The organism is Streptomyces sp. V3I7 (genome assembly GCF_030817495.1).
Lineage (GTDB): Bacteria > Actinomycetota > Actinomycetes > Streptomycetales > Streptomycetaceae > Streptomyces.
The window spans coordinates 3,813,317-3,826,378 of sequence record NZ_JAUSZK010000001.1 but is presented as its reverse complement, the minus strand read 5'-3'; the positions used below and the strand labels follow the sequence as shown (position 1 = coordinate 3,826,378).

The window sequence follows — 13,062 nt, the reverse complement described above, 5'->3', positions numbered from 1 at the left end:
TGAGAGACTGACCGTGTCTATCCATCCCCACGAGGAGAACGGCTCCCACTCCATGGCCCCGGTCACGTCCCTCACCGATCTCGTCAACCAGCGCCTCTCCGACGCCCTCGCTTCCTCCCTCCCGGAGGCCGACGGCGTCGACCCGCTGCTGCGACGAAGCGACCGGGCCGACTTCCAGGCCAACGGGATCCTGGCGCTGGCCAAGAAGGCCAAGGCGAATCCCCGTGAGCTGGCGGCGCAGGTCGTCGACCGGATCACCACCGGTGACGTGATCAAGGCCGTCGAGGTCTCCGGTCCCGGCTTCCTCAACATCACGATCGCCGACAAGGCCATCACCGAGAACCTGGCCGCGCGCTACGCCGACCCGGTCCGCCTCGGCGTCCCGCTCGCCGAGCGGCCCGGCACGTCGGTGATCGACTACGCCCAGCCGAACGTCGCCAAGGAGATGCACGTCGGCCACCTGCGCTCGGCGGTCATCGGCGACTCGGTCGTGCAGCTGCTGGAGTTCACCGGCGAGAACGTGGTCCGCCGGCACCACATCGGCGACTGGGGCACCCAGTTCGGCATGCTCATCCAGTACCTGATCGAGCACCCGCACGAGCTGGACCACAAGGCGGGCGACGACCTCCAGGCCTCCGGCGAGGAGGCGATGTCGAACCTGAACCGGCTCTACAAGGCCTCGCGCGCGCTCTTCGACTCCGACGAGGAGTTCAAGACCCGCGCCCGGCGCCGGGTGGTCGACCTCCAGGCGGGCGACCCCGAGACGCTGGCCATGTGGCAGAAGTTCGTCGACGAGTCGAAGATCTACTTCTACTCGGTCTTCGACAAGCTGGACATGGAGATCCAGGACCCCGACGTGGTCGGCGAGTCCGGCTACAACGACATGCTCCAGGAGACCTGCCGTCTGCTGGAGGAGTCGGGCGTCGCGGTCCGCTCCGAGGGCGCGCTGTGCGTCTTCTTCGACGACATCAAGGGCCCGGACGGCAACCCGGTCCCGCTGATCGTCCAGAAGTCCGACGGCGGCTTCGGCTACGCGGCCACCGACCTGTCGGCCATCCGCGACCGCGTCTTCAACCTGAAGGCGACCAGCATCGTCTACGTCGTGGACGCCCGTCAGTCCCTGCACTTCAGGATGGTCTTCGAGACCGCCCGCCGGGCCGGCTGGCTGAACGACGACGTGCACGCGCACCAGCTGGCCTTCGGCACGGTCCTCGGCAAGGACGGCAAGCCGTTCAAGACCCGTGAGGGCGAGACGGTCCGGCTGGTCGACCTGCTCGACGAGGCCGTCGAGCGGGCGTCGGCGGTCGTGCGCGAGAAGGCGCAGGACCTCTCCGAAGAGGAGATCGCCGAGCGTGGCGCCCAGGTGGGCATCGGCGCGGTGAAGTACGCGGACCTGTCGACGTCGGCGAACCGGGACTACAAGTTCGACCTGGACCAGATGGTCTCGCTCAACGGCGACACGTCCGTCTACCTCCAGTACGCCTACGCCCGTATCCGGTCCATCCTCCGCAAGGCCGGCGAGGTCCGCCCGGCGGCCCACCCGGAGCTGGAACTGTCGGACGCGGAGCGGGCGCTGGGCCTGCACGTCGACTCCTTCGCGGAGGTCGTCGCCGAGGCCGCCGCGGAGTACGCCCCGCACAAGCTGGCCGCGTACCTCTACCAGCTCGCCTCCCTCTACACCTCCTTCTACGACAAGTGCCCGGTGCTGAAGGCCGAGACGCCGGAGCAGGTCGAGAATCGCCTGTTCCTGTGTGACATCACGGCCCGCACGCTGCACCAGGGCATGGCCCTGCTGGGCATCAGGACGCCCGAGCGCCTCTGACCGCTCGGGAGCCGCACCTCGACGGCCCCGGCGGGACGGTTACGACCGTTCCGCCGGGGCCGTCGTCGTACCGAACAGAACCGAACCTCCAGGTGCGCGCCGCGCCCTACGCCCCCGGATGCCTGACGTCACGCCTCCACCCACCCCCGCAGCAAATCCTCCCGCACCCGCTCCTTCGGCGGGTGCTCCAGACGGTGCTCACGGCCCCATTCCACGAGCGTCCGCGGATCCGCCGTCCCGGCGACGAACCGGGCCAGCAGGGCCTCGGACAGCGCGGTCTCCTCCTGGCCGTACCCGCCCGCCGCCGAGAACACCGGAAGCTCCTCGGTCCCGTACGGGGTCTCCAGCCGCAGGGTCATCCGGGGCGGGTCCTCGTCCTGCCTGACCCGGGCCTCCAGGGCCGACCCCAGCCGCCGGCCGGGCACGTCCACGACGACCGCGGAGCGCACGTCGCCCCACGCCCACGTCCGGGAGCCGTCGAGGTACTCGGCCTCCACGCCCTCGGTGGTCAGCAGGACACAGTGCCCGTCGACGGCGGGCGGGGAACCCACGTACACCGCCTCCGGAGTGATCCAGAACAGTCCCACCATCGTCACGACGGGCGCCTCACCGGGAGGTTTTCTCGACCCCCTCCTTCATCGTGGAGTTCGCGGGGGTGCCCGGCAAGTCCGCCGGCAAGTCCGTCGGCGAGGCCCGCGAACTCGCACCACACCGCCTTGCCGGGGCTGCGCTCCCCCACGCCCCACTTGTCCGCGAGCGCCGACACCAGCAGCAGCCCGCGGCCGCCCTCATCGGCCTCGTCCGCGACCCGCGGCACGCCGGACCCGCTGTCGTGCACCTCGACGCGGACGACGTCACCGTCGTAGCGCACCCGAAGCAGGAACCCGCGCCCTGGCGGCACCCCGTGCGTGACCGCGTTGGTCGCCAGCTCGCTCACGCACAGCAACACGTCGTCGGCCCGCTCCCACCCGGCGAGCCCCCAGTAGGTCAGCGACCACGCGACGAAGCGTCTGGCCGCGGGCACGGAGCGGCGGCTGCGGCCGTAGAACTGGTCGCGCTGGTACGGGGGTTGATTTTCCACGTTCACGAGGCGAGCGTCGCGGAGAGTCACTAGCGTGGATCAGTGAGTGAACCCGTACAGATTTTTTGTACGGGTTCGCACGGGGTGGCGTACGGGCGGGCGTGGGGAGTGGGACCGGCATGAACTCCAGGAAGCCGCAGCGGAAGAAGAACCTCTCGGCCATGAGGATGCTGGGCGTTCAGCTCGGCACGGCTCGCCGTGCGGCGGGCTTCACGCAACGGGCGCTCGGGGACCGGCTGAGGGTCGACGAGGAGACGATCGCGTCGATCGAGCAGGGAAGACGCACCCTGAAGCCGGACCTGGCCGAGCTTCTGGACGAACTCCTGGGGACGAAGGGGGTGTTGGCGGCGGGGGTGGAGAATCTGCCGGAGGTCGATCAGTTCCCGATGTGGGCCGAGCTGTACGTCCAGCACGAACGCGAGGCCATCGCCCTGTCCTGGTACGACGCCCTGGTCGTCCCGGGTCTGCTCCAGACCCCGGCGTACGCTCGCGCGCTGCTCGGCGGTCGCGTGCCGCCGTACGACGCGGACGGACTGGAGGCGAGGGTCGCCGCCCGCATCGGCCGCCAGGAGATCCTGCGCCGCAAGACTCCGCCGACGCTGAGCTTCGTCGTCTGGGAGCCGGCGTTACTGATGCCGACCGGAGGGCGCGAGATCCACCTGGAGCAGCTGCGCCATCTGCGCGAGTGCGCCGAACTCGCCTGGCTCGCCCTGCAGATCCTGCCGCTGGCGCGCCCGTCCCACGCGGGAAACGCGGGGCCGTTCATCCTGCTGGAGACGCCCGACCACCAGCACCTCGCCTACACCGAGTCCCAGCGCGGCAGCCAATGGGTCTCCGACCCCGACGAGGTGTCCATCCTGGCGCGCAAATATGCGATGCTGCGAACCCAGGCCCTCACCGTCGAGGACTCAGACGCCTGCTCGACCGTCTGGTTGGAGAGCAATGAGCCCCGCGCTTGAATGGTTCAAGTCGAGTTACAGCAGCGACGAAGGCGGCGCCTGCGTCGAGGTCGCCCTCACCCCCCGTACCATCCACGTCCGCGATTCCAAGAACCCCGCGGACAGCGGGCCCACGCTCCAGTTCTCGCCGGAGGCATGGGCCCGATTCCTACCAGGTGACCGGGAGTTCTAGCGGGAAGCGCCGGATCGTCCCGGTGTCCCAGCGGATCTCCTCCGGCCTTACCGCGAGCCGGAGTTCGGGGAACCGTCGTACGAGGTGACCGATAGCGACTTCGAGTTCCGCCATGGCGAGCGGGACCGCGATGCAGCGGTGGCCGCCCCAGCCGAAGGTCATGTGCGGGGCGCTGGGGCGCTCGGGGTCGATGAGGTCGGGGTCGTCGTAGGTCTCGGGGTCGCGGTTGGCGGTCAGGTACGAGACGTGGACGAAGTCGCCGGCGCGGATGTGCGCGCCGTCCAGTTCCACGTCCTCCAGGGCCACCCGGGGAATGCCGACCCCCTTGCGGAAGGGGATGGCGCGGAGCATCTCGTTCAGGACGTCGTTCAGGTCCTCGGGGCGGTCCTTGAGGTGCCGCATGAGCCGGGGGCGGGTCAGCAGCAAGTAGGCGATGTCACTGATCTGGCAGGTCGCCGTGTCCTGGCCGCTGAGCGTCAACGTCAGCGCCATGACGGCGAGTTCCTTGTCGTCGAGCTGCTCCTGGCCCTCCCGCGCCGCGGCCATCGCGCTGATCAGGTCGCAGCCGGGTGAGTCGCGGCGCTGTTCGACGATCTTGGTGAAGTAGGCGATGAGGTCGGCCTTGGCGCTGGCGGCGGCCTGCTTGTTGTCCGGGTCGACGACGAGGAGCTGCTGCACGGACTGCTGCATGCGGGGCCACTCGGCGCGCTCGATGCCGAGGAGGTCCATGATCGTGTGCCGGGGCAGCGTGTCGGACAGGTGCTGGACCAGGTCGGCGGGCGGGCCCTGTTCCTCCATGCGGTCCAGCAGGTCGTCGGCGAGGCGCGGCGATGCGCTGCCGCATGCCGTCGTCGACGCGCTGCTGGGTGAAGGCCTGCGAGGCCAGCCGGCGTACCCGGCTGCTGTGCGGCGGGTCCATGACGTTGATCGACTCAGGGGAGACGATGGGCTCCGGCGTCATACGCGGGTAGTCCTGGCCGATGATGCCCGCCCGGCTGAACCGCTGGTCGGTGGTCACCTGCTTCACGGACTCGAATCCGGTGATCAGCCACGCGTCCGCGTCGCCGTAGGGCAGCCGGATGCGTGCGGGGGTGTCACGACGCATCAGGTCAGCGAGTGCGGGGTCGAACTCCAGGGCTTCACTGAAGTCGAACGGGCAGTTGATGGTCTCGTGGGCATGGTCCGCGGTCATCGGAACAGGGCTCCATCTGTCGATCGTCAGTACGGCGTACCTCCTGACGCGATGGAAACACGGCGGAGAGCCACGACCCGTGACCGGCACCGGCACGTCCGGCCAGGTGGGTTAACAGACCGTCAGATGCATTTCGCAGAGCCTGCCGTGAGGGTCAGCCGGGTGCCTCCCGGCCGATTGTCAGCCCCTCCCCCCACAGTCGCGGGCATGGCGACACTCCCCAATCCGCTGCCCGGGCCGGCCTGCGACCCGAGTGGCCGAAGCCTTGGCCTCCAACTCCCGCCCGGGTGGCTGATCGAGGTGGGCGAGGAGCAAGGAGGGCCCGCTCACTGGGAGTTGGCGCCGGGCGAGACCTCGTACCCGGGTCCCCCGACCTAGGGTCTGTCGTTTGGATCATCCCGGCGTCGCGGGGCCTGGCACGCACATCTGCCGCGTTGTCGTCGGTTGCCAACTCCCCCACGCTCGGCTCCGCTCGCGCGGGGGGACCCCCATCGCGTTGACGCCCTCCTCCGCCTTGCAGCTGCACGCACCAGACCCCGCTCGGGTCGGTCGAGAAGCACCGCACCTCACAGCCAGCCTGATCCAAACGACAGACCCTACGCCCCCGCCGCCCTCGGCTGGGCGGGGCCGGTCGACCACGGTGGCCGTCCCGCACGCCGACAACGGCGAGGCCGCCCGAGCGGAGTGCTCGGGCGGCCTCGCCGTGCAAGACGTACTGATCAGGCGAGGTCGCCGGGCGCCTTCGGGTTCGCGTCGTAGCCGAAGGCCGCCGCGCCCTTCGGGTTCGGGCCGTACTTGTTGTCGCCCGGCTCGCTGTCGAGGCAGTCGAAGACCAGCAGCACGATGCCACCGAGCGGGACGAAGCCGATGAGCATCCACCAGCCGGTGCGGCCCGTGTCGTGGAGTCGGCGCACCGAGACGGCCAGGCTCGGGAGGAAGAGACCGAGGATGAGCACCATGAGCAGCGGGGCCTCGGCCACGCGGGCGATGACGATCAGCGCGATGTAGATGATGATCGCGAACAGCGTGAACATCCAGTATTCCTTGCGGCGCGCACGCCCGCTGAACACCGCGTACTTCTTCAGCGCTTCGAGAAACCAGCTCATGGGTGCCCCCCAGGGTCAGAGATCCATCGACGTTCGACCCGCCGGTTTCCGGCCGGGCCAGCCGTAAAGATATAGGGAGCTGACGCGAACTTGTCATGCCGGAGGGTGACGGTTGGCAGTCGGTTCGGTATCGGATCGACTTCGGACCGTGTTTCAACACCACGATCGTCCCGGCTGTCCCGACCGCCCCGGCCGCCACCCCGCGGCGGCCTCAGCGCAGCTTCTGCGCGACCTCGGTGGCCCAGTACGTGAGGATGTTCCGCGCACCGGCCCGCTTGATGCCGGTGAGCGTCTCCATGATCGCGCGGTCCCGGTCGACCCAGCCCTTCTCGGCGGCGGCCTCGATCATCGAGTACTCGCCGGAGATCTGGTACGCCGCGACGGGCACGTCCACCGCGTCGGCGACGCGGGCGAGGACGTCGAGGTAGGGACCGGCCGGCTTGACCATCACCATGTCGGCGCCCTCCTCCAGGTCGAGCGCCAACTCCCGCATCGACTCACGCAGGTTGGCGGGGTCCTGCTGGTAGGTCTTGCGGTCGCCCTTCAGCGAGGAGGCCACGGCCTCGCGGAAGGGGCCGTAGAAGGCGGACGAGTACTTGGCCGTGTAGGCGAGGATCGCGACGTCCTCGCGACCGATCTGGTCGAGCGCGTCGCGGATGACGCCGATCTGGCCGTCCATCATGCCGCTGGGCCCGACGACGTGCGCGCCCGCGTCGGCCTGCACCTGGGCCATCTCGGCGTACCGCTCCAGCGTGGCGTCGTTGTCGACGCGGCCCTGCTCGTCCAGGACGCCGCAGTGCCCGTGGTCGATCACCTCGTCGAGGCACAGGTCGGACATGACGAGCAGCTCGTCGCCGACCTCGGCGCGTACGTCGCGCAAAGCGACCTGGAGGATCCCGTCCGGGTCGGTGCCCGGCGTCCCCAACGCGTCCTTCTTCGACTCCTCGGGCACCCCGAAGAGCATGATCCCGGAGACGCCCGCCGCGACGGCCTCGGCGGCCGCCTTCTTCAGGGAGTCCCGCGTGTGCTGCACGACGCCGGGCATCGCGCCGATCGGCACGGGCTCGCTCACGCCCTCGCGGATGAACGCGGGGAGGATGAAGTCGGCGGGGTTCAGGCGCGTCTCGGCGACCATCCGACGCATGGCGGGCGTGGTGCGCAGCCGCCGGGGACGGGAACCGGGGAAGGATCCGTACTTCGTCATGAGCCCTACGCTACGCCCGGCCAGGGGGCACCTTTGCCGACGGTTTGTCGGACCTGCGCACCGCCGTGAAACGGGTCGGGGGCGGGTGCCCGCAAGCACCCGCCCCCGGCCGGTCAGGTCGTACGCCGCCTCCGCGCCCCCGGCCGCCGCTCGCTCGGGCGGGTCACCGGGTCGCCGTTCTCCAGTGCGGTGGCACGGCGCTTCATGCCGAACTCGGCCAGCGCCTCCGCCAGCTTGTGCACCGACGGCTCCGGGGCCATGACGTCGACGCGCAGGCCGTGCTCCTCGGCCGTCTTGGCCGTGGCCGGGCCGATGCAGGCGATCACCGACACGTTGTGCGGCTTGCCCGCGATGCCGACCAGGTTCCGGACCGTGGACGACGACGTGAACAGCACCGCGTCGAAGCCACCGCCCTTGATCGCCTCACGCGTCTCCGCCGGCGGCGGCGAGGCGCGCACGGTCCGGTAGGCCGTGACGTCGTCGACCTCCCAGCCCAGCTCGATCAGCCCGGCGACCAGGGTCTCCGTGGCGATGTCGGCGCGCGGCAGGAAGACGCGGTCGATCGGGTCGAAGACCGGGTCGTACGGCGGCCAGTCGTCCAGCAGGCCCGCGGCGGACTGCTCCCCGCTCGGCACCAGGTCCGGCTTCACACCGAAGGCGATCAGCGCGGCCGCCGTCTGCTCGCCCACCGCGGCGACCTTGATGCCCGCGAAGGCGCGCGCGTCGAGGCCGTACTCCTCGAACTTCTCCCGGACCGCCTTGACGGCGTTGACCGAGGTGAAGGCGATCCATTCGTAGCGGCCGGTGACCAGGCCCTTGACCGCGCGCTCCATCTGCTGCGGCGTGCGCGGCGGCTCGACGGCGATCGTCGGGACCTCGTGCGGCACGGCGCCGTAGGAGCGGAGCTGGTCGGACAGCGAGGCCGCCTGCTCCTTGGTGCGCGGCACCAGCACCCGCCAGCCGAAGAGCGGCTTGGACTCGAACCACGACAGCTGCTCGCGCCGGGGAGCGGCGGAGCGCTCGCCGACCACGGCTATCACCGGGCGGCCGCCGTCCGGGGACGGCAGCACCTTCGCCTGCTTCAGCGTCTGCGCGATCGTGCCGAGCGTCGCCGACCAGGTGCGCTGGCGCGTCGTCGTACCGGCGACCGTCACCGCCAGCGGAGTGTCCGGCTTGCGGCCCGCGGCCACCAGCTCACCGGCAGCGGCGGCCACGGAGTCCAGCGACGTCGAGACGACGACCGTTCCGTCCGAGGCGCCGACCTCGGTCCAGATCCGCGGCGTGGCCGTCCGGGCGTCCACGAACCGCACGTCCGCGCCGTTCGCGTCCCGCAGCGGCATACCGGCGTACGCGGGCACGCCGACGGCGGTCGCGATGCCGGGGACGACCTCGAAGGGCACCCCGGCGGCGGCGCACGCCAGCATCTCCTCGGCGGCGCAGGCGTCGAGGCCCGGGTCCCCGGACACCGCACGCACGACCCGCCTGCCGCCCCGCGCGGCCTCCATGACAAGATGTGAGGGATCCCGCACAGCCGGGGCCTCAGCGGTCGTCGACGCGCCGTCGATCACCGCAGGCTGGGGCGTGCCCGCGCCTGGACGGGTGTCCGAGGAGGCGGCGGACGCGTCCATGTCCGTCCGTACGACGGCGACGCCCTGCCTGGCGTGGACACGGACCACGTCGAGCACCTCGTGCTCGGCGACGAGGACGTCCGCGTGCCCCAGCGCCTCCACGGCGCGCAGAGTCAGCAGTCCCGGATCCCCGGGTCCGGCACCGAGGAAGGTGACGTGACCGTGTTCGAGGCCGGCGGGAAGGGTGGTGGGGCTCACTGTGCTTGCTCCCCCATCAGACCGGCCGCGCCCTGGGCGAGCATCTCGGCGGCGAGTTCGCGACCGAGTGCCCCCGCCCCCTCGTGCGTGGTGGGCACGGGACCGGTGGTGGACAGCTGCACCAGGCGGGAACCGTCGGTCGTGCCGACGACGCCGCGCAGGCGCATTTCCTTGACATTGGTCGGCCCGTCGGTCAGAAGATCGGCGAGCGCGCCCACGGGTGCGCTGCAACCGGCCTCCAGGGCCGCGAGCAGGGAACGCTCCGCGGTGACGGCGACCCGCGTGCGCGGGTCGTCGAGTTCGCCGAGCGCGGCTATCAGGTCCGCGTTGTCCGCGGCGCACTCGATCGCCAGGGCCCCCTGGCCGGGGGCGGGCAGAACCGTGTCGGCCGACAGGAAGTCGGTCACCTCGTCGATGCGGCCGATGCGGTTCAGGCCGGCCGCGGCCAGCACGACCGCGTCCAGCACCCCGTCACGGACATACCCGATGCGGGTGTCGACGTTGCCCCGGATCGGGACCGTCTCGATGTCCAGCCCGTGGCTGCGCGCGTACGCGTTCAGCTGCGCCATGCGGCGCGGCGAACCCGTGCCGATGCGGGCGCCCCGGGGCAGGTCGGTGAACTTCAGCGCGTCCCGGGCGACGATGACGTCACGCGGGTCCTCACGCACGGGGATGGCGGCCAGCACCAGGTCCTCCGGCTGCGTAGTCGGCAGGTCCTTGAGCGAATGAACCGCGAAGTCGATCTCGCCGCGCAGCAGCGCGTCACGCAGCGCCGTGACGAACACGCCCGTGCCGCCGATCTGCGCGAGGTTCTCGCGGGACGTGTCGCCGTACGTCGTGATCTCGACCAGCTCGACGGGCCGGCCGGTCACCCGGCTCACGGCGTCCGCCACTTGCCCGGACTGGGCCATGGCGAGCTTGCTCCGCCTGGTCCCGAGCCTCAGGGGCTCACGGGTGGTACTCATGCTGGCCCTCGGTTCTTGCCGTTGTTCTGGGGGTCGTTGCCGGCCCGGGAGACGGAGGCCACCGTCTCGGGGTCGAGGTCGAAAAGGGTGCGCAGCGCGTCCGCGTACCCGGCGCCGCCGGGCTCGGCGGCGAGCTGCTTGACCCGCACGGTCGGCGCGTGCAGCAGCTTGTCCACGACGCGGTGCACCGCCTGGCGGATCTCGCCGCGCTGGCGCGCGTCCAGGTCGGGCAGCCGCCCGTCGAGGCGCGCGATCTCGCCGGCGACGACATCGGCGGCCATGGTGCGCAGCGCGACCACGGTCGGCGTGATGTGCGCCGCCCGCTGGGCCGCCCCGAAGGCCGCGACCTCGTCGGCGACGATGCGCCGGACCTCGTCGACGTCGGCCGCCATCGGCGCGTCCGCGGAGGCCTCGGCCAGCGACTCGATGTCCACCAGCCGCACCCCGGCCAGCCGGTGCACGGCCGCGTCGATGTCGCGGGGCATGGCGAGGTCGAGGAGGAAGACGGCCGGGGCCGGACGCGGGATCCCCGCCACCGGCTCGGGCTTGCGGCGCTCGGGGACACGGCCGGCGGTGGCCGCGGTCGCGGCGAGCGCGCCGATCACCTCGGCGTCGGTCTCGGGCGTACGGCGCCCCGTCTCACGCCGGTCGAGCGTGCCGCCCGCGACCCAGGCCGCGTGCTGCTCCAGGGTGGCCGCGTCCATGCCGGCCACGGCGGCCTCCCCCATCACGGAGAAGCCGGTGGAGCCCTGCACGGTGGACAGGTCGAGGGGGCAGTTCTCCTCGGCGGGGGCGGCGTGCGGGGTCTCCGGCTTCGCGGCCACGGGAGCGGCCTCGGCGACGGGCTGCCCGGTACGGCCCTCGACGGCCTGGGCGACGGCCTCGGCCGTCAGGACCAGGCCGGTCGCGCCGGTGCAGGAGACGACGACGTCGGCACGTGTCAGCTCGTCCGGCACGGCGTCCATCCGTACCGCGCGGGCGGTCACCGCGTTGTCCTCGGCCTCGGTCAGGATCCCGGCGAGCCGCTCGGCGCGCTCGTAGGTGCGGTTGGCGACGACGACCTCGGCGACACCGGCACGCGCCAGCGTGGCCGCGGCCAGCGACGACATCGAGCCGGCGCCGATCACCAGCGCCTTGCGGCCCCCGGCCCAGCCCGGCACGTCCGCGGACGCGGCCAGCTGCTCCAGACCGAAGGTGACCAGGGACTGCCCGGCGCGGTCGATGCCGGTCTCGGAGTGGGCGCGCTTGCCGACCCGCAGGGCCTGCTGGAACAGGTCGTTCAGCAGCCGTCCGGCGGTGTGCAGCTCCTGGGCGCGGGCCAGGGAGTCCTTGATCTGGCCGAGGATCTGGCCCTCGCCGACGACCATCGAGTCCAGTCCGCAGGCCACCGAGAAGAGGTGGTGGACGGCCCGGTCCTCGTAGTGCACGTAGAGGTACGGGGTGAGCTCCTCCAGGCCGACGCCGCTGTGCTGGGCGAGCAGCGTGGACAGCTCGGCGACACCGGCGTGGAACTTGTCGACGTCGGCGTACAGCTCGATGCGGTTGCAGGTGGCGAGCACCGTGGCCTCGGCGGCCGGCTCGGCGGCGACCGTGTCCTGGAGCAGCTTGGTGGCGTCGTCCGCGCAGAGCGCGGCCCGCTCCAGGACGCTGACCGGGGCGCTGCGGTGGCTCAGCCCCACGACGAGGAGACTCATGCCGGCATCACGGCGGGTACGTCCCCGTCCGGCCCCTGCTCGGCGGGCTCCCTGCGGGCGGCGGCGGGGGTGCCACCGCCGGCGGCGCCCTCCTCGCCGGCCTTGCGCTGCTCGTGGAAGGCGAGGATCTGCAGCTCGATGGAGAGGTCCACCTTGCGCACGTCGACGCCGTCCGGGACGGTCAGCACGGTCGGCGCGAAGTTCAGGATGGAGGTGACCCCGGCGGCGACCAAGCGGTCGCACACCTGCTGGGCGGCGCCCGCGGGAGTGGCGATCACGCCGATCGAGACGCCGTTGTCCTTGACGATGCCCTCGAGCTCGTCGGCGTGCTGGACGGGGATGCCGGCGACCGGCTTGCCCGCGAGCTGGGGGTCGGCGTCGATGAGCGCGGCGACCCGGAAGCCACGGGAGGCGAATCCGCCGTAATTGGCCAGCGCCGCACCGAGGTTGCCGATACCGACGATGACGACCGGCCAGTCCTGGGTCAGACCCAGTTCACGGGAGATCTGGTAGACGAGGTACTCGACGTCGTAGCCGACACCGCGGGTTCCGTAGGAGCCGAGGTAGGAGAAGTCCTTGCGCAGCTTCGCGGAGTTGACGCCCGCCGCGGCGGCCAGTTCCTCGGAGGAGACCGTGGGCACCGAGCGCTCGGACAGCGCGGTCAGGGCCCGGAGGTACAGCGGAAGCCGGGCGACGGTGGCCTCGGGAATCCCTCGGCTGCGGGTCGCCGGTCGGTGAGTTCGGCCAGTTGCCACGGTGCTCCTGCGGGTAGAGCGGGGCTGAAGGCGGTCACATGAGCCCAGACCGCCCCGTCGACAGCAGGCTATGTCTTTGTGAACGCGTGCACAAAGATGGTGTCCGTTTTGACCGGTCAAAGTGACCGGGGTCACGCACCCCTGGCGCGGCCGTATGGAGCGGGCGCGCAGGCGCCGACGCTCCCCTGACGAAGGGGCCAAAACCGCACACACTCCTCAACGATTCCTGCCCCCCAGAAACCAAGACCGCTCGATCCTAAGCGACTTTTCAGTCAATAAGTGTGAT

At 71.2% G+C, this 13,062-nt stretch carries 10 protein-coding genes and 2 pseudogenes; 3 read left to right on the top strand and 9 right to left on the bottom strand.

Annotated elements, in window-relative coordinates:
* Nucleotides 1-52: 52 nt before the first annotated feature.
* Complete coding sequence (gene argS / locus QFZ74_RS17930; RefSeq protein ID WP_307624188.1) at nt 53-1,822, top strand: arginine--tRNA ligase; 1,770 nt, start codon at nt 53-55, stop codon at nt 1,820-1,822.
* A 128-nt stretch (nt 1,823-1,950) separates the two neighbouring features.
* Here the strand turns inward: argS and QFZ74_RS17925 are convergent, their stop codons facing one another.
* On the bottom strand, nt 1,951-2,418 hold the full coding sequence (locus QFZ74_RS17925) for a hypothetical protein (RefSeq protein ID WP_373462404.1): 468 nt from the start codon (nt 2,416-2,418) through the stop codon (nt 1,951-1,953).
* Nucleotides 2,415-2,909 carry an ATP-binding protein gene (locus QFZ74_RS17920; RefSeq protein ID WP_307621828.1) on the bottom strand — a complete coding sequence of 165 codons (495 nt, stop codon included), beginning with the start codon at nt 2,907-2,909 and terminating at the stop codon, nt 2,415-2,417. The genes QFZ74_RS17925 and QFZ74_RS17920 overlap by 4 nt, the downstream gene beginning before the upstream one ends.
* 113 nt (nt 2,910-3,022) lie before the next feature.
* Between QFZ74_RS17920 and QFZ74_RS17915 the strand changes: the two are divergent.
* Together QFZ74_RS17915 and QFZ74_RS17910 are read left to right on the top strand one after the other, a co-directional pair.
* A pseudogene (locus tag QFZ74_RS17915) lies at nt 3,023-3,849 on the top strand (helix-turn-helix domain-containing protein).
* The gene (locus QFZ74_RS17910; protein ID WP_307621827.1) at nt 3,846-4,034 is read left to right on the top strand and encodes a DUF397 domain-containing protein; all 189 of its coding nucleotides are present in this window, start codon (nt 3,846-3,848) and stop codon (nt 4,032-4,034) included. Before QFZ74_RS17915 ends, QFZ74_RS17910 begins: the two are co-directional and overlap by 4 nt.
* On the opposite strand, the pseudogene QFZ74_RS17905 reads toward QFZ74_RS17910, so the two are convergent.
* From QFZ74_RS17905 to QFZ74_RS17875, 7 genes and pseudogenes are all read right to left on the bottom strand, one after another.
* Nucleotides 4,011-5,226: pseudogene (locus QFZ74_RS17905) on the bottom strand (cytochrome P450). The gene QFZ74_RS17910 and the pseudogene QFZ74_RS17905 sit on opposite strands and share 24 nt — an antisense overlap.
* 719 nt (nt 5,227-5,945) lie before the next feature.
* Entirely contained in the window at nt 5,946-6,332 is a 387-nt protein-coding gene (locus QFZ74_RS17900; RefSeq protein ID WP_307621826.1) for a DUF805 domain-containing protein, read from the bottom strand.
* Nucleotides 6,333-6,543: 211 nt separating this feature from the next.
* Nucleotides 6,544-7,536 (bottom strand): porphobilinogen synthase, encoded by a 993-nt coding sequence (gene hemB / locus QFZ74_RS17895; protein WP_307621825.1) that lies wholly within the window; start codon nt 7,534-7,536, stop codon nt 6,544-6,546.
* A gap of 113 nt (nt 7,537-7,649) precedes the next feature.
* The gene (locus QFZ74_RS17890; protein WP_307621824.1) at nt 7,650-9,362 is read right to left on the bottom strand and encodes a uroporphyrinogen-III synthase; all 1,713 of its coding nucleotides are present in this window, start codon (nt 9,360-9,362) and stop codon (nt 7,650-7,652) included.
* Complete coding sequence (gene hemC / locus QFZ74_RS17885) at nt 9,359-10,327, bottom strand: hydroxymethylbilane synthase (protein WP_307621823.1); 969 nt, start codon at nt 10,325-10,327, stop codon at nt 9,359-9,361. The genes QFZ74_RS17890 and hemC overlap by 4 nt, the downstream gene beginning before the upstream one ends.
* Complete coding sequence (locus QFZ74_RS17880; RefSeq protein ID WP_307621822.1) at nt 10,324-12,021, bottom strand: glutamyl-tRNA reductase; 1,698 nt, start codon at nt 12,019-12,021, stop codon at nt 10,324-10,326. The genes hemC and QFZ74_RS17880 overlap by 4 nt, the downstream gene beginning before the upstream one ends.
* A complete protein-coding gene (locus QFZ74_RS17875) occupies nt 12,018-12,776 on the bottom strand; it encodes a redox-sensing transcriptional repressor Rex (RefSeq protein ID WP_307621821.1) in 759 nt (252 codons plus the stop codon). The genes QFZ74_RS17880 and QFZ74_RS17875 overlap by 4 nt, the downstream gene beginning before the upstream one ends.
* Between the last annotated feature and the right edge of the window lie 286 nt (nt 12,777-13,062).